The sequence below is a fragment of the Anabaena sp. PCC 7938 genome (assembly GCF_049315035.1).
In the GTDB taxonomy this organism is placed as follows: domain Bacteria; phylum Cyanobacteriota; class Cyanobacteriia; order Cyanobacteriales; family Nostocaceae; genus Anabaena; species Anabaena cylindrica.
Genome location: NZ_CP186034.1, coordinates 3309996 through 3327963, shown reverse-complemented (window position 1 = coordinate 3327963; position 17968 = coordinate 3309996). Strand labels below are relative to the sequence as shown.

The following is a 17968-nucleotide window of genomic DNA, read 5'->3' as shown; positions in this document are numbered from 1 at the left end:
ATCTTAATTCTATGCTCTCGTTGCATCTAATTTTCCAAAGTCCAGCCTAAAGCGGCTGCCACCTGCCCTGCTAATGATAGCGGATCGAATGGTTTAGCGATCGCACTTTTAATTCCCAATTGAGCATAACGACGACGATCAGCTATTTGAATTTTTGCAGTTAACAAAATCACTGGAATTGCCTTCGTAGCTGGATTAGCCTGTAAATTTTCAAACGCAGCAAGTCCATCCATATCTGGCATCATCACATCCAAAAGAATAGCATCTGGTTGATAATTTTCAGCCTTTACTATTCCTTCTTTTCCAGAACCAGCCGTGAATACTTCCCAACCAGCGACGGTTTCCAAGCAAATCTTTGCCACTTCTTGAATATATTGCTCATTATCAACTATTAATATTCGTTTGTGCGTCATTTTTGCTATCACCTTCATCAACTTTAAATTTTATCTCATCTTCCTGACTCCTACTCATCACCAAGAATGCTCTGTGCCAATCTATAGCTGCGGGGTGTTTGTTTTGTCCATCGTTTGAAAGCACGATGAAAGGCGCTAGGTTCAGAAAATCCCAGGAGAAATGCCACATCGTGAATAGATGTTTCTCTGTTCTGTAAATGACGCATAGCAAGCTCTCTACGGGTTTTGTCTAGAAGCTGTTGGTAGGATGTATTTTCAGCTTGTAATTCTCGCTGGAGTTGTCTTACACTGATGGTCAGGCTGTGAGCGATCGCTTCAATGGTAGGCACTTCCCCATGTAATTGCTGAGTAATACTGGAGATAACCTTTTGGGGATAGCCCTGTGATTGCTTCTGAGCATTAAGCATTGTGATTGCATGATGTTCAAAGACAGAGAGCAGGTTAGCATTTGCTGATCGCACCGACCAGTTCAAACAGTTGGAATCGAATACAATTCGATTCATCGGTTGGGAAAACTGCACCGTTGTCCGAAAAATTCGCTCATGCTCAGAACAGTCTTCTGGACTCTGATGCTGAAACCAAACAGCAGCAGCTTGTAGGGGTTTTCCGGTGAGTTGCTGCGTGGCTGTTACCAGGGCTGCGAACGTACTTTCAATGGGGTGTCGCGGCTCATCAATTAGATAGTTGTTCAAGTTCCCCACTATCTCGCAATTACAATGCGCCCAACCTTTTGAGACAGTATGGTAAATCGTCACACCCTGACTAAAAAGACGGGTGTATTGGGAGAGTTTTTCCAATACTTGCCCATAGGTTTGGCAATTCAACAGGACGTAGCCAACTATACCAATGACAGATAGGTCGAAGGATTCCCCAATGTGCAAGCCCAAATAGCGATCGCTTGTTTGCTGAACGGCCTCTCGCCATAGATATTTGAGTACCTCTCCAGAAACCTGACGATCTGGGTTGTCCAGCCAAGCCGGATCGATGTTGGCGGCTGTGTATAAGCAATTGATATCGACTCCTTGCGCCGCCACATACTGCACAATATCTCGCACAATAGCAACTGAGAACCTAGCATCTTGCATAAATTGGCGTGATCAGTCAATTTTTTGGCACGGCTGGTCATTTCATACTTTAGCAGAAAGCCTTACCGTTGGATTATCACCAATTGGCTTTATTCAGGTATTTCCAAGTAAATAAGAAAACTGAATTATTTTCATGCGATCGCTCAATAAAAATGGTTATGGAGAGAAATTTTTGATGAGCCGTTTACAACTCGTTCGCACCACGGGCATGATATTAATTTTTCTGGTCGTGCTGTCGAATATCCCTTACACCCTGCTGATTCAAACCTTTGAGTATGACGATATTCTCCGTCAGTCAGTCGCTGATGTCCTGACTAAGTTTCACGCAGGGGGAGCAAAACTGATTCTCACCTGGTTTACCTTTGGGCTGGCTGCACTACTGTTTATTCCTGCCAGTATTCTGCTGCACAAAGTCCTTGACTGCAAAGATGCACCCTATCTCACCATGGCAACATTTATGGGTGCTATTTCTGGTACTCTTCAGGCTGTGGGGCTAATGCGTTGGGTATTTGTCGTTCCGGTGCTGGCAAACCTTTACACAGATACAACCGCCAGCACAGCCACACGGGAAGCGGTAAGTGTGGTTTATCAGGCAGTGCATCAGTATGGGGGTGTTGTGATTGGTGAGCATCTGGGGCAGACTTTACTAATCGGCTGGACTTTGGGAGTGGGGATGACAATGCGATCGTCGCCCCTATTCAAATCCTGGATTGCTTGGTGGGGTTTATTCACCACACCGCTGTTGTTGTTGGGACAAAGTGAACTACTGGCAACAGTAATTCCCTCTATGCCTATAGTAGAAGCTACACCCATAGGGTTCATTTTGTGGGAAATCTGGTTACTAATAGTTGGTATCTCATTACTGCGAGTACCTCAAAAACGACTGGTTATTCAAACAGAACAGATTTAAGCATCTCATACCAATTTTATGTGACGCTGCACAGAATGACGACATCAATTGAATTATCAGTCTTTAAGTAGTCGTGCAAAATAAATTGTACATTTTGAGAAGGGAACGGGGAACAGGCAACAGAACAAGATTCCAGGGATTTCTATTTTTTGGAAAAATGTCTAATTAATTTTGCCGAGCTACTTATCTGTGTTTATCTGCGTTCAATTATTCTTGGTATCTTACTTCTATGCAAATAATCCGTGCATTTATTGCCAATCAGCTTGGGTTTCCATCGGGCTGGTTTGGACGGTTACTCCTGCGACTGCTGAATCGAAATAACGCCGCCATGAATGACTTAGTTTTGCAGTTATTGCATTTGCAGTCAGGTGTTCACGTTCTCGAAATTGGGTTTGGTGGTGGCGATCTCATACACAAAATTGTAAACACGGGGATACCAGCCTTAATAGTAGGAGTTGAGCGATCGCCCGAAGCTCTAAATATCTGTCAACAGAGGTTTCAGCATTTCATACACCAAGACAAAGTAGAACTATATTTAGCAGATGCTACCAAATTGCCCTTTCCAGATCATCATTTCCATCGACTCTGCACAGTCAATACCCTTTATTTCTGGTCAGATGCCTTACAAGTGTTGACTGAGTGCCACCGAATTTTGCTCCCTGGCGGTAAATTAGTTATTAGCTACACCTCCAAGGCATTTTTAGACAAACAGAAGTTTTCTCAACATGGATTTGTAGCCTATGAAGTAGCGGAAGTCGAAATGATGCTGAAGACTGCTGGATTTACAGAAATTAGCACATTCTCTGGTAAAAGTACCCATCATCAAGAATTCTTTTGCACCTGCGGTTTAGCGCGTGATGCCAGTGCGAAAGCAAAATCTTGAGTATAGTTTTCCTTTTTTCACTCATTTCATTTAGTCTAAACTCCAGCCATTACCCATTACCAATTCCCCCAGTAATTTTTTGCAGCAAATACAGCACCCTTTTTTCAACTTCATGAGTTGAAACTCGTCCTTTAGTTAAAAATTCTGTATGTCCCAATTTTAGTCGATGGCGTTCCGAATCATCTAAATCTTTAGCTGAATAAACAACTACGGGAATAGTACAAAGTTGATTATGTTGTTTGAGCCAATCTACTACTGTAAACCCATCACTTTCCGGTAAAATTAAATCCAGAATTAGTAAATCAGGATTAACTTTTTGGCTAAGGTGAATAGCTTCCTTACCTGTTTTAGCAAAGAAGGTTTCAATATCATCATGCCTCTCAAATAAAGTTACCAACAAATCGACGAGATCATTATCATCTTCAACAATTAAAATCCTGACTTTTCTAGCAGGTTCAGCTACTACTTTTTTCAAAGAATGTAACAGAGATATTTCTTCTACAGGTTTACTCAACCAATCCACAAAATTAGCACTAGCTTGATTACTTTTACTGGGTTGGTAAACACTACAAATCACAATGGGGATATTTTGAGTATCTTCACGTGCTTTCAATACTGCCATTGTTTCCCAGCCATTCATTCCCGGCATGAGTAAATCTAGTAGAATCACATCTGGATGTTGAGTAATGGCTGTAGAAATTGCTTCTTCACCTGTGGCAACTGTCATTACCTGATATCCTCCTTGCTCCAGCAAAGTTTGTAATTCAGTACGAATCACAACATCATCATCACAAACCAATACCAAGGGAGAATATTGATTATTAATTAGCATTTCTTCAGAAGCAGAATTTTCTAATTCAGGTTGAGGAAGTTGCCAAATCGGCAGAGTTAGGTAAAAACTACTGCCCTCATTTAAAACACTTTCTACCCAAATTTCTCCACCATGTTGCTGTATGATACTCTTAGAAATAGCCAAGCCTAAACCCGTACCTTCATGGTTGCGTGAATCGGAAGAGTCAACTTGTTGAAAACGTTCAAAAATACTATCTAATTTATCAGATGGTATTCCTCTGCCAGTATCTTTAACTGTTAACAGAACTTCATTTTCTTGTTGTTTTGCTGTTAGCCAAACAGTAGCACCTGAAGTAGAGAATTTAATGGCATTACTCAACAAATTAGTTAAAATTTGGACAATGCGATCTGGATCAGCCCAGAGTTGCACAGATAAACTAGAAATGGATAAAATCACCCCAGCTTTATTAGCTAGAGGCTGCATTATATTCAAAGCTGAATTAATTAGTTCATCTAAATTGCAGTTTTCCCGCTCCATTTTCACCTTACCCGACTCGATGCGCTCGATGTCGAGAATGTCATTAATTAACCTCACCAAGCGCTCAGTACTATCGGTAGCAATTTGTAGCAAGCGTTTACCTTGTTCTGAATTTGTTGGTAACAAACCACTAGCTAACATTCCCAAAGAACCATGAATTGAAGTGAGGGGAGTACGCAGTTCATGACTGACTACAGATACAAATTCATCCTTCATCCTTTCTATTTGTCTACGCTCAGTTATATCACGAAGAATGACCGTATAAACTGATTCTAAGCCAACATTTAATTTAGAAATAGATGCTTCAGCCGGAAATTCAGTACCATCTTTGTGGCGACCAAATATTTCGCTTCTTTCTCCCATTCTCCGAGCCGGACTGGGAGATTTACCAAAATCAGTGACATGATGGCGATGTTGTTCAGAAAAACGCATAGGTAAAAGTAAATCTAGCTGTTTTCCGAGAACCTCTTCGGCAGAGTAGCCGAAAATCTTTTCTGCACCTTGGTTAAATAAAGTAATACATTGATTACTATCAATAGAAATAATGGCATCATCAGCAATACTTAAAATTCCTTCAAATCGGGTTTGGGAAATGATGAGTGCTTCTTGTGTCCGTTGTCGCTCACTTAATTCTGACTGCAAGTTGTAATTGGCTGTAATTAATTCAGCAGTGCGTTTTGCTACTCTTAATTCTAATTCATCCTGAATTTTATGAAGTGCAAACTCCACTGTTTGTCGTTGTTGCTGATTTCGTAAAGCCACTATCCCATAAGCTAAGTCAGCGGCTAGTTCTTGGAGTAGTTTGACTTCATCTGCATCAAAAGCTTCTGTAGATGTGGCGTAAATATTCAAAGCTCCAAAAGTTTGTTGATTATCAGTAATTAAAGGTAAAGCAATTGAGGAGGCATAACCCCGTTCATGAGCTTGACACTTCCAAAGCTGATAATTGGGATCTGAGAGAATATTCTCAATGATACGGGTTTCACCTGTACGAATTGCTGTAGCTGTAGGCCCTTGTCCTCGGATTGTATCAGCCCAAGTTAGGTTCAGAGATTCTAAATATCCTGCGTCATAACCTGCTTGAGCTACTGGTAGGATGCTTTGGGTGATATCTTGTTGGGCAAAACCCACCCAGGCCAAACGATAACCGCCAATTTCGACAATAATGTGACAAATTTGTTGGAGTAAGTCAGACTCATTTTTGGCGCGGACTAGTGCCTGATTACAAGCAGTTAATGTTTGCAAGGTGCGATTTATGCGCTGAATTTCTATTTCTATGTGTTTTTGTTGGGTAATGTTGCTGATTTGGATATTATGGGTTTGAGTCATTTGTCGTGACAGTCTCACCCTTTCTAAGCGATTGATGATCCGGGTAACTAATTCTGGTTCAATGATGGGTTTGCTGACGAAATCATCAGCACCGGAGCTAAATATCTGATTAATAATTTCTGCATCGTTGTGAACGGTGAGAAAGAGAATTGGTAACTCATGATGTTGGGGATCGTTCCGAACTATTTGACAAAGTTCAATGCCGTTGATGTAGGGCATTTCTACATCTAATATCAGCAGATCTGGCTTTTGTGTTTCTAGGGTTGGCCAGAATTGACGGGGGTCGCTCAGAGGGATGATTTTTAGACCCCAAGGGGTGAGTAAGGTTTGTAGTAGTGCTAGAATCTGCGGGTCATCATCTACGACTAAGATTTTTGCTTCTGTATGGGGGGAATTTTGCAGGACTTGCTGGACTGAGGCTAATACCTGTTGGGGTGGCATTGGCTTTTGTAAAAAAGTGTGTTTGCCATTGCGAGCTATTTGCAAGCGGTAGCGAAGCGCTCCGTAGGCATCGCTAAAATTAGTCTGATCGGTAAATACTAATACTGGAATTGTGGGTTTATATTGGCAAATTTCAGCCAAAAATTTACCGCTATCTTCTTGGTTTGCTCCCACTTTAGGGTCTAGTAACACTACACTAGGATGCTGGCGGTAAAATTGACTTTTCGCTGCATTTAAGTTGGTGGCAATTGAGACGTTTAACCCCCAATTAATCGCTTCAATTTTGATTTGCTCTGCTAAATTGGCATCATCCTCAATTACTAATAACCAGGGGAGTTCATTGTTAGTTGATGGTGGGGGTACATTTTCTGCGTTTTTGCGTTCAATTTCCTGACGCAGTAACTTTACCCAATTTTGCAGATTGATAATGTCTGTTTTGGTGAATGTTTTTCCTGATTTCAGTAATTTTTCAATTTTTCTGGCTAACTTTGAACCAAGAGGTAAAGCAAATGTACCTAATGAGCCTGCGAGGGTGTGAGCTTCTTGGGATGCTTGGGAAAGCAGTTCTGGAGTTAAAGTCTGTGCGGCTTGCTCTAATACAGTGATTTGCTCATTTACCCGTTCCCGAAATCGCTGCCAAATATTTGCAATAGCTGTGAGTGTTTGCTGTTGTGTTTGAGAATTATTTTCTTTGCTTTCTTCTTTTAGGGGTTTGAGACGATAGCCAATGCCATATACTGTTTCGATTAAATCGTGGGGTACATTCGCATTTCTGAGCTTCATTCGCAGTCCTTTGATATGGGTGCGGACGGCTTCTTCTCCTGGTGTGTCTTCATAGGACCAAAGATGCTCTAAAATCATCCCGCAGCTAAATACCCGGCGCTGATTTCGCAAGAATAGTTCTAAGAGTGCATATTCTTTGGGGGTGAGGGAGATGAGATTTTGGCCATAGGTGACTTCACAGCTACTAGGATCTAGTTGTAAGTTACCCCATTCTAAGATGGGTGCTAAAGTTGCACTACCCCGGCGTAATAACGCTCGCACACGAGCTACTAACTCTTGTTGATCAAAGGGTTTAACTACATAGTCATCTGCACCTGCATCTAAACCTGTGGCTTTTTCGTGAGAGCGATCGCACCCTGTTAATAATAAAATTGGTACTTGCCTGCCACTAGACCGGATCTGCCTACATAAACTAATTCCGTCAAGTTTTGGTAACAGAACATCTAAAAGAATTAAATCATAATCATAAGTTTCGATTAAATCCCAAGCCGCATCACCATCAGTCGCTACTTCAACGGCGTAATTTTGGTCAGTGAGAACAGCGGTGAGTGCATAGGCATTTAACTCATCATCCTCGACAACTAAAATTTTCATTTTAAAAGCTTTCCTGAAGTAAGAATTCCCAACATCCAGACCTCGATGATTAGTTGGACGTAATGTACAATTACCCACAACTACTGGGACAAGGTTTTTGGCGAGAAGTCAAGCTAAGTGAGGGTTTAGAGTTGTGCATTGGTGATTTGAGCGATCGCCTAGCTTCTCCTCTGAAAGAGGATACACTTGTTTCCTCTCCCAAGCAACTTAGTGGTAAAATTATTGAGATTAATTATTATTAAATAATAACATTCGCCAGTAATGACAATCGCCCTAACAGTTAAAAACTACAATGAACTGTTGAAGACTAAGGAAAATCATACCGCCAATTCAGCTTTAGAACAATGTGAATATCTTGATGAAATGCCTAAACATCTCGGTAGAGGTTATTATCGAGCAATTGAAATTTATCCTGAACTTTTGCTAACTATTTTCGATAAACAATATCATCAGGATATTGTACTAAAAATTCCAGTTAGTAATCATCCTCTCCAGTTTGGTGCTTTAGCTTTAGGGATGTACACAGATACTTATGGGCATATTGGGGAAGGCCATACATTGATTTCTGGTGGCGGGGTTCAGCAAAAAATGGATGTAGTCTATCCCCATTCCCAAAGGATTATAGGTATTGACATAGAAATGCCACCTCAGTTATTGAAGACTTTTTTCCCTGGAAAAGATGGAGAAATGCTACCTCAATTGAAATTTTTGGACAAAGAAAGCGGCTGCCAAACATTACTTTATCCCAAAACTAATGCAGCTATCCAAGGTGTCGTGCTGCAAATAATTAACTGCCCATATCAAGGAACAGCCAAGCGGATGTATTTGCAGGGTAAGATCATAGAATTGATGTCTCTGCAATTAGCCCCTTTTTTAGCAGATAATACGGTCAGCCAATTACCACTACGATTAAAAAAAGAAACTATTACCAAAATTAATCATGCCAAGGAAATTTTACAAGCACGGTTAGAAAATCCACCATTATTGTCAGAGTTGGCACAACAGGTAGGTGTGAGTGAAAGTACCCTGCAAAGAGGTTTTCAGATGCAATTCGGTACAACTGTGTTTGGTTATTTGACAAATCAGCGTATGGAACAAGCACATCAACTGTTACAGAATCGTAGTTTCACAGTTGCCGAAGTTGCGAACATTGTGGGTTATTCTCATTTAGGACATTTCGCTGCTGCCTTTAAGCGCAAGTTTGGCATCACCCCACGGGAATGTTCTTTGAGCAAAAAGCTTGTTTCGGGACTATAAGACTGTTTGGGGATAGACTCAATTAGCTCTACTCTTCTACACTCTGGTTTATTGCAATTAGGAAAGATACGCAATAAGTAGGATTGTTATAGTGGTGTGAGGAGTAGTATGAAAAGTAGCAAGTGGTTGAGACTATCGCTCAAGATTTATCTTTGGTTGGTAGTCAGTTTATTTGGGATCATCTCTGGTGTATTCCAACCTAGACAGGTATTGGCTTCAGAAAAGCAGCAAGATACAGTTAACAATAGAATTAAAACACCAAGCGAAACCCATTCTTTCAGCACTAGGGTTGAAAGTTTACTCTCTCAATCACCAACTCCTGATACTCAATTGACTGTGCTAATTACAGGAGTCAAGGCAAATCCCACGAATAAAGGTGTAGAGGTAATTTTAGAAACAGTCCAAGGGGAACAATTGCAAATCACAAATCGTAGTGACGGTAATAGCTTTATTGCAGATATCCCTAATGCTCAGTTGCGTTTATTATCAGGAGAAACTTTTACATTCCGCTCAGAGAAACCGATGGCGGGAATTACGGAAATTACAGTTACGAATATTGACGCTAATAGTGTGCGCTTGATGGTAGTGGGTGAGAAAATTTTGCCTACAGTTGAGTTGTTTGATGGGGATGAAGGATTGATTTTTGCTATAGCACCTACAACGACTGCGACACAACCATCACAACCAGCTAACCAGACAGCACAAGAAGAACCTCCAGTACAACAGGATGAGGCAATTGAGCTAATAGTCACAGGAGAACAAGACCAGTATTTCGCACCAAATGCTACTACAGCCACGCGAACGGATACACCTATTTTGAAAATTCCCCAATCAATTCAGGTGATTCCTCGCCAAGTATTAGAAGAGCAGCAAGTCACACGCCTGGAGGAAGCTTTACAAAATTCTAGTAGTGTGGTCTATAACGGTACGGATACCTTTAGTGATTTAAACTATAGTATTCGGGGATTTAATCAAGCACCTGTATTGCAAAATGGTTTTCGTCAATATGATTTTGCTGAGATTCCCGAAGTCGCCAACATAGAACGAATTGAGGTGTTAAAAGGGCCAGCATCTATACTCTATGGTGAGATTCAGCCTGGAGGTTTAATAAATGTAGTCACTAAAAAACCTCTATCTGAACCCTTTTATCAAGGAGAATTACAATTTGGCTCTGATGGTTTGATTCGTCCCCAAATAGATATTTCCGGGCCTTTAACAGATGACAAAAGCCTGCTCTATCGGTTGAATGCAGTTTATTCTAGGCGAGATGGGTTTCGAGATTTTGATCAAGAGTTTAAGCAATTTTTTATTGCGCCGGCGTTGACATGGAAGATTAGCGATCGCACTAACTTGGCTTTTGATTTACAAGTCTCCAACCGCGAACAGCCTTGGGATTCAGGTACATTGGCTTTTGAGAATGGAGTTATTGATACTCCACGCAGTAGGATTTTCAATGAACCCGATGATTTCTTACGCCGTGATTTCTTGAGTTTAAATTTATCTCTAGACCACAAATTCAGCGATAACTGGTCAATTCGCAATGCTTTTCGCTTTACAGATTCCACAGTTTTTTCTGATCAACTCAGCATCTTTCTGGGGTTTGATGAAACAAATGGGGAACTCCAGCGAATTTTTGCTTTAGATGATTTCAATTCTCGCAATTACTCATTACAAACCAACGTTGTCGGCAAATTTACCACTGGCGCACTCAAACACACCTTACTCTTTGGTGCTGATTTAAGTCGTACCAATACTAGTCGCTTTGCTTTGGCTAACTTTACGTCATTCCCCATCAATGTTTCTCAATCCCACCTATGGCGTAAATCGCCCGGACTTTGATACATTGCTGTTTGATCGCAATTCCGAAATTGACCGCTTAGGAATTTATCTGCAAAATCAAATTGAAATCTTTGATCAATTGAATATTTTACTAGGGTTGCGCTATGAGACAGTAGCACAAAGAAATGAAAATGTGCCGGCTTTATTCTACCCAGGTGGTGATACAACTCAAAATGATTCTGCCTGGACACCAAGAGTCGGTATTGTTTATCAACCAATTCCTCATGTTTCCCTATACGGTAGTTATTCCCAATCATTTAACCCCAGTGTGGATGACATCGACGCAGATGGCAACCCCTTAGAACCTGAACTAGGAGAAGGATTTGAATTAGGGGTGAAAACGGAACTATTAAATGGGAATTTGTTAGCGACGTTAGCTTATTTCGACGTTACCAAACAGAATGTCGCTACGGAAGATCCGAATTTTTCAGGTTTTGGTATTTCCATTGCCACCGGTGAACAGCGTAGCCAAGGTGTAGAATTAGACTTGACAGGAAAAATTTCACCCGGTTGGAATATTATTGCTTCCTATAGCTATACGGATGCAACAGTTACTAGAGATAATACTATTGCTGTGGGCAACAGATTGACCGGGATTCCCCAACACAAAGCCAGTCTGTGGACAACCTACGAAATTCAAAGCGGGAGTTTACAAGGATTGGGTGGAGGAATCGGGATTAATTACGTTGGGGAACGTCCGGGAGATTTAGACAACAGTTTTACCCTAGATAGCTATTTTCTCACCAATGCAGCACTATTTTACCGCCGAGACAACTGGAAGTTTGCCCTCAATTTTCGCAATCTATTTGATGTTGAATATACAAACAGCAGAGGTGGATTTGGTAGCCGCACTAATGCAGGCCTTCCTGGAGAACCATTTACAGTGGTGGGTTCAATTTCGGTGAGTTTTTAGGATGAGGGGAATTTTGCGATTATTGCTGTTAAGTTGTTTGGTGTTGGTGTCAATTATAGGTTGTCATCACCAACCAACTAACGTATCATTTACCCATCGCACCCCCGCAGGTGATTGTCAAACTGTGCGACATTTGGGGGGTGAAACAAAGGTTTGTGGTCAACCGCAACGGATTGTAGTTCTCAATCCGAAGATGTTAGACATCTTATTATCATTAGATGTGCAGCCTATTGGCTACGCCGAAATATTTAGCAATCGTCGCGGTGATTTTGATCGTCCTCAAGAACAGATTCCCTATTTAGGCGATCGCATCACCCAACCAATCGCTAACCTGGGGATGAGTAGCAATCCATCCCTAGAAGCTATCATCAGACTCAAGCCTGATTTAATTTTGGGCGATATTCGGGGAAATCAGCCACAGTATGGTCAATTATCACAAATTGCTCCTACATTGCTGTTTGATTATGTTGGCAATAATAAATGGCAAGATTCTTTACAGGCGATCGCTCAAGTATTAGGACGCACTCATCACGCTCAAAAAATCATAGCAGAGCATGATCAGCAAATCGCAATAACCCGTCAAATCTTAGCACCAGTTGTTAAAGCCTATCCAAAAGTTCTCATGGTGTCGTCAGAACAACTAAACTCCGCCATCAATATTGTCACTCCTCTAGATTTTTGTGGGGGTTTATTAGAGGATATTGGATTTAAACTTACTACCTTATCCATCTCTGAGCCAAAAAATATTACTCAACCGATTTCGGTAGAAATATTACCCAAACTTGATGCCGATTTAATCATTGTCCAAGGACATAACATTGTAGAGTTAAGCAAAATAAAAAATATTAATAATTTCGCAAAAACTCAATTGCAATCTATCAAAAAATCTTGGCATACAAACACTCTAGCTCAGTCATTAAGTGCAAGTAAAAAAAACCGAGTTTACTTTATTCCTACTTATATTTGTCTAGGTTTACCTTCCCCCAGTGGTACACAGATTACTCTCAAAACTTTACAAGAGCAACTATCACCCTTGGCTAAAAAAGTTAACTTTGATTAACTTTTTAATCACTCGTAAATAATACAAATTAAAAGTTATTAGTTAACTTTTAAGTACTTCCAGCCAAGCGTGTAAATTGTAAATCAGCCATACTCATAAAATCAAGTAAAGCCCTCATTGAGATTTTCCGATTTCTCTAAAGAAAGGGATACAACGCATTGACAAACCTCCTGGGTGGGGTAACTGCCCTTTTAGGATATAAATTTGCTGTTTTTGGATAAATTTTACATATCAAAAAATAGTAAAATCTACATATTTTCGTCAACTGCCATTGCAATGACTAACTAAAAAATCTAAATCACTGAATTTGAACTCTGACAATGACATCAAAATTCCATCCTTTATCAAATAAACGCTCTTCCCTCCAAAGATTACTCCACTACGGACAAAAATATCAGGGACAAATTTACCAAGCCTCTACCTATTCTGTAATTAATACAATTTTAGATTTAGCACCACCTTGGTTAATAGGTGTAGCTGTAGATATATTAGTCCAGAAGCAAGACTCATTTATTGGTAAATTAGGCATTCAAGAAGTAGTATGGCAATTTGCTCTACTTTCGTTAATCACCGTTATTGTTTGGATATTTGAATCACTTTCTGAGTATGCCTATAATAGACTTTGGCGAAACTTAGCCCAAAATATTCAACATAATTTACGCCTAGATGCCTACAATCATTTACAAGAATTAGAATCGGCTTATTTTGAAGATAGTAGTACAGGCGGTTTGATGTCCATTCTTGGTGATGATATTAATCAACTTGAAGACTTTTTAAATGGGGGAGCTAATGAAATTATTCAAGTTACCACTTCATTTATAATTTTAATTGGTGGTGCATTTTTAATTTTACCTCTTAATATCACCTTAGCCGCAATGCTGCCAATGCCTTTTATTCTCTGGGGTTCATTGGTATATCAAAAACAGCTTGAACCTCGTTATGCTGAAGTTAGAGAAAAAGTTAGTTTCCTCAATTCTCGTTTAGCCAATAATATTAGTGGTATTACTACAATAAAAAGTTTCACTGCTGAAAAATATGAAAGTGCCAGATTAGCAGCGGAAAGCGAAGCTTATAAAAAAAGTAATGCCAAAGCCATTAAGCTCTCTGCTGCTTTTATACCTGTAATTAGAATGTTGGTTTTAGTTGGGTTTACGGCTTTATTATTTTTGGGAGGTATGGCTGCATATTCTGGTAAGATATCCGTCGGTAATTACAGTATTTTACTGGTTTTAGTCCAAAGATTGTTGTGGCCGTTGGTATTTTTAGGAGAAACTTTTGACAGATATCAACGGGCAATGGCTTCTACAAAACGGGTGATGGATTTGTTAGATACTTCCATCGAAATTACTACGGGAGATGTACCTTTAGTTGTGGAACAAGTGCGGGGTGAAGTTAACTTTAAAAATGTTACCTTTGCTTATCAAAATAATACAGCAATAATTAAAGAATTATCTTTACATATTCCTGATGGAAACACTATAGCGGTTGTTGGTTCTACAGGTTCGGGTAAAAGCACCTTAGTCAAATTGTTATTGCGATTTTATGATGTTTCCCATGGCTCAATTACTGTTGATGGAATTGATATCCAAAAGTTGAATTTATCCGATTTGCGTCGCAGTATTGGCTTAGTTAGTCAAGATGTATTTTTATTTCATGGTACGGTGGCAGAAAATATTGCTTATGGGACTTTTGATGCTACTGATGAAGCAATAATTAATGCGGCGAAAGTAGCTGAAGCGCATGATTTTATTATGCAACTATCCCAAGGTTATGAAACAATAGTTGGGGAACGAGGACAAAAGTTATCTGGAGGACAACGTCAACGGATAGCGATCGCTAGAGCAGTTTTGAAAAATCCACCGATTTTGATTTTGGATGAGGCAACATCTGCGGTAGATAATGAAACTGAAGCTGCAATCCAACGTTCTTTAGATAAGATTACCGTAAATCGCACCACTATTGCGATCGCTCACCGTCTTTCTACAATTCGCCACAGTCATTGCATATATGTCATGGATCATGGTCAAATTGTGGAGCAGGGTAAGCATGAGGACTTACTTGCGCTTGATGGTATTTATGCTCTTTTGTGGCGCGTACAATCTGGAATTTATTAATAGACATATGTCTAATGTATGGGAATAGCTACTGGATTTTTACTTATCCTCACAAGTTCCTCAAATTGTTTGCGTATAAACGATAAGTATAGAAGAAAGTTACAGAGTAGTGCAGCATGGCAAAAACAATTATCCACTTAAATAAACTTAAAAGCTAATACAACTTGCTTTCTCTGCTCCTGTCTTCTTACAGTCGATTATCTCATTGCCGATATGAATGTGATCAAAGCACGGTCAATAACAGTATTGCAACCAAGTCTTTATCTAAAAAACACAAGCAGCAATTATGAGTAATTATCAAAATCAAAATAGAGGTATTGTATGTTTAATAAAATTTTAGTTGCATTAGACCGCTCAGAAATGGGTAGAGATGTCTTTGAGCAAGCCTTGGGATTAGCAAAGTTAACATCAGCTAAATTAATGCTCTTACACGTCCTCTCTCTAGAAGAAAGTGGTAGTCCTGATATTATGATTGCGCCTCATATTGACTACTATCCAGGTTGGAACGAGCAGAATTTTAAACTATATCAGCAAAACTGGGAAACCTTTAAAACAGAAAGTTTACAAATGTTACAGTCTTTTTCTTCCCAAGCAAATACCTTAGGTATCAATACGGAATTTAGCCAAAATTCTGGTAGTCCAGGACGCATTATTTGTGATTTGGCTAAAGCTTGGAATGCTGACATAATAGTAATGGGGCGGCGTGGCCATTCTGGACTGACGGAGTTATTTATGGGTAGTGTGAGTAACTATGTTTTGCATCATGCTCCTTGTTCAGTCCATGTTATGCATCTTCCCGTTCGTGCCAAATCAGCAGAAATGCTCACAGAAACTACCACCGCAGTTAGTTAAAGTGGTAATTGGTAATTGGTAATATGAAAACTTCTATTTCGCCGCCATCTTCTAGTCATCCTAGTGGAGATAAACGTTTGAAGATGCTAGATGCAACTATCAAGCGTCATCAGTATCAACAGGATGCACTGATTGAAATTCTCCATCGGGCTTCGGAACTGTTTGGTTATTTAGAACTGGATTTATTACTTTACATTGCCCATAGCCTCAAATTACCACCTAGTCGGGTGTATGGGGTGGCAACTTTCTATCATTTGTTTTCCCTAGCACCCAAAGGTGTGCATAACTGCGTGGTATGTACGGGTACTGCTTGTTATGTAAAAGGCGCTCAGGCGATTTTAGCTAGTTTGGAAAAGTCTACCCAAATTCACGCAGGGGAAACTACCCCAAATGGTCAAATTTCTCTGATGACAGCTAGGTGTTTGGGGGCTTGTGGAATTGCACCGGCGGTGGTGTTTGATGGTGCTGTTTTAGGCCATCAAAGCCCGGAATCAGTCTGCGAGAAAGTGGGAGAATGGCTGAAAAATGGAACTACATGAATTATTAGAAATAACTCAAAAAGAACGTTCCCAAGCTAAACCTATACAGATTCGTTGTTGTACGGCGGCGGGTTGTCTCTCTTCTAATTCCCAAGCGATCAAAGACAATCTTGATACATCTGTGAAAGCTGCGGGGTTGGAAGATACTATCCAAGTTACGGGTGTCGGTTGTATGCGTCTGTGCTGTCAAGGGCCGTTAGTTCAGGTGGATATCCCAGAAAACCACACAGAGTCAAAACTTTATGAAAAAGTCACTCCAGAAGATGCAACACAGATTATTGCTGGTGTAAATGGGGCAGAAACCAACTTACAACAGGGTGATTTAACTCAACCATTTTTTACAAATCAATTACCGATTGTGTTAGAAAACAGTGGCAAAATTGATCCGGAACGGATTCAATCTTACATTGCAGCAGAGGGTTATCAGGCGCTTTACCAAGTTCTGCGGGAAATGAAACCTGGTGAGGTAGTTGAGACAATTACCAGAAGCGGTTTGCGGGGAAGAGGTGGTGCTGGTTATCCCACGGGTTTAAAATGGGCTACGGTGGCTAAGTCTGCGGGAGAGAGAAAGTTTGTTATTTGTAATGCAGATGAAGGTGATCCTGGTGCATTCATGGATAGGAGTGTACTAGAAAGTGATCCTCATCGAGTTTTAGAAGGAATGGCGATCGCAGCATACTCCATTGGTGCAACCCAAGGTTATATTTATGTAAGGGCAGAATATCCCATTGCTATTCATCGTCTCGAAACTGCAATTCGCCAAAGTCAACGCCTCGGACTTCTCGGTTCGCAAATTTTTGAATCACCCTTTGATTTTAAAATTGATATTCGCATTGGTGCGGGGGCTTATGTGTGCGGTGAAGAAACGGCTTTAATGGCTTCTATTGAAGGTAAACGCGGTGTCCCTCATCCCCGTCCACCGTACCCTGCTGAGTCGGGTTTATGGGGCTATCCGACCTTAATTAACAATGTGGAAACTTTTGCAAATATCGCGCCAATTATCCGTAAAGGTGCAGATTGGTTTGCGAATATCGGTACTGCGAAAAGTAAAGGCACAAAGGTTTTCGCTTTAGCTGGAAAAATCCGCAATACAGGTTTAATTGAAGTACCTATGGGGACATCCTTACAACAAATTGTTGAGGAAATGGGGGGAGGTGTTCCTGATCATGGTATTGCTAAAGCAGTACAAACGGGCGGCCCTTCTGGAGGATGTATACCTGCGTCAGCATTTGCTACACCTGTAGATTACGAATCCTTGACTGCGTTAGGTTCCATGATGGGTTCTGGCGGGATGATTGTCATGGATCAAACTACAAATATGGTGGATGTCGCCCGCTTTTTCATGGAATTTTGCATGGATGAATCTTGCGGTAAGTGCATTCCCTGCCGAGTGGGAACTGTGCAGTTATATCAGTTATTAACAAAGATTAGCAAAGGGGAAGCTGCACAAACTGATTTGCAATTGCTGGAGGAACTTTGCGACATGGTGAAACAAACTAGTTTATGTGGTTTAGGACAGTCTGCACCAAATCCAGTTTTTAGTACTTTGCGTTATTTTCACGACGAGTATTTGGCTTTGATTAGGTGACAGGTGACAGTAAGAAGGGAATAGGGAACAGGTAAGAA

14 protein-coding genes are annotated in these 17968 nt (G+C 40.5%); 11 read left to right on the top strand and 3 right to left on the bottom strand.

The window, feature by feature from the left end:
- Positions 1 to 26: 26 nt before the first annotated feature.
- Both ACOWPH_RS15360 and ACOWPH_RS15355 read right to left on the bottom strand, forming a co-directional pair.
- Complete coding sequence (locus tag ACOWPH_RS15360) at positions 27 to 413, bottom strand: response regulator (RefSeq protein WP_015216249.1); 387 nt, start codon at positions 411 to 413, stop codon at positions 27 to 29.
- A 50-nt stretch (positions 414 to 463) separates the two neighbouring features.
- Positions 464 to 1498 (bottom strand): AraC family transcriptional regulator, encoded by a 1035-nt coding sequence (locus tag ACOWPH_RS15355; protein ID WP_015216248.1) that lies wholly within the window; start codon positions 1496 to 1498, stop codon positions 464 to 466.
- Positions 1499 to 1673: 175 nt separating this feature from the next.
- On the opposite strand from ACOWPH_RS15355, the gene ACOWPH_RS15350 reads away from it, so the two are divergent.
- Both ACOWPH_RS15350 and ACOWPH_RS15345 read left to right on the top strand, forming a co-directional pair.
- Positions 1674 to 2408: a DUF4386 domain-containing protein gene (locus ACOWPH_RS15350; protein WP_042466119.1), complete on the top strand. Its 735-nt coding sequence runs from the start codon at positions 1674 to 1676 to the stop codon at positions 2406 to 2408.
- A gap of 229 nt (positions 2409 to 2637) precedes the next feature.
- On the top strand, positions 2638 to 3291 hold the full coding sequence (locus ACOWPH_RS15345) for a class I SAM-dependent methyltransferase (protein ID WP_015216246.1): 654 nt from the start codon (positions 2638 to 2640) through the stop codon (positions 3289 to 3291).
- A gap of 49 nt (positions 3292 to 3340) precedes the next feature.
- On the opposite strand, the gene ACOWPH_RS15340 is transcribed toward ACOWPH_RS15345, so the two are convergent.
- Positions 3341 to 7768, bottom strand: a complete 4428-nt coding sequence (locus ACOWPH_RS15340; RefSeq protein WP_015216245.1) for a response regulator — start codon at positions 7766 to 7768, stop codon at positions 3341 to 3343.
- A gap of 62 nt (positions 7769 to 7830) precedes the next feature.
- Here ACOWPH_RS15340 and ACOWPH_RS15335 point away from each other — a divergent pair, with 62 nt between their 5' ends.
- From ACOWPH_RS15335 to ACOWPH_RS15295, 9 genes are all read left to right on the top strand, one after another.
- Positions 7831 to 8010, top strand: coding sequence for a hypothetical protein (locus ACOWPH_RS15335; protein WP_015216244.1), 180 nt, complete (start codon positions 7831 to 7833; stop codon positions 8008 to 8010).
- A 19-nt stretch (positions 8011 to 8029) separates the two neighbouring features.
- Positions 8030 to 9025 (top strand): helix-turn-helix transcriptional regulator, encoded by a 996-nt coding sequence (locus ACOWPH_RS15330; protein ID WP_015216243.1) that lies wholly within the window; start codon positions 8030 to 8032, stop codon positions 9023 to 9025.
- Positions 9026 to 9133: 108 nt separating this feature from the next.
- Positions 9134 to 10864: a TonB-dependent receptor plug domain-containing protein gene (locus ACOWPH_RS15325; RefSeq protein ID WP_422665591.1), complete on the top strand. Its 1731-nt coding sequence runs from the start codon at positions 9134 to 9136 to the stop codon at positions 10862 to 10864.
- The gene (locus tag ACOWPH_RS15320; RefSeq protein WP_422665590.1) at positions 10821 to 11777 is read left to right on the top strand and encodes a TonB-dependent siderophore receptor; all 957 of its coding nucleotides are present in this window, start codon (positions 10821 to 10823) and stop codon (positions 11775 to 11777) included. Before ACOWPH_RS15325 ends, ACOWPH_RS15320 begins: the two co-directional genes overlap by 44 nt.
- Positions 11778 to 11790: 13 nt before the next feature.
- Positions 11791 to 12837: an ABC transporter substrate-binding protein gene (locus ACOWPH_RS15315; RefSeq protein WP_422665589.1), complete on the top strand. Its 1047-nt coding sequence runs from the start codon at positions 11791 to 11793 to the stop codon at positions 12835 to 12837.
- Between the two features lie 320 nt (positions 12838 to 13157).
- Positions 13158 to 14951 (top strand): ABC transporter ATP-binding protein, encoded by a 1794-nt coding sequence (locus tag ACOWPH_RS15310; RefSeq protein ID WP_015216240.1) that lies wholly within the window; start codon positions 13158 to 13160, stop codon positions 14949 to 14951.
- Between the two features lie 321 nt (positions 14952 to 15272).
- On the top strand, positions 15273 to 15803 hold the full coding sequence (locus ACOWPH_RS15305) for a universal stress protein (protein ID WP_015216239.1): 531 nt from the start codon (positions 15273 to 15275) through the stop codon (positions 15801 to 15803).
- Between the two features lie 23 nt (positions 15804 to 15826).
- Positions 15827 to 16342 carry a bidirectional hydrogenase complex protein HoxE gene (hoxE, locus tag ACOWPH_RS15300; RefSeq protein WP_015216238.1) on the top strand — a complete coding sequence of 172 codons (516 nt, stop codon included), beginning with the start codon at positions 15827 to 15829 and terminating at the stop codon, positions 16340 to 16342.
- Complete coding sequence (locus ACOWPH_RS15295; RefSeq protein WP_015216237.1) at positions 16329 to 17930, top strand: NuoF family protein; 1602 nt, start codon at positions 16329 to 16331, stop codon at positions 17928 to 17930. The genes hoxE and ACOWPH_RS15295 overlap by 14 nt, the downstream gene beginning before the upstream one ends.
- The last annotated feature ends 38 nt before the right edge of the window (positions 17931 to 17968 follow it).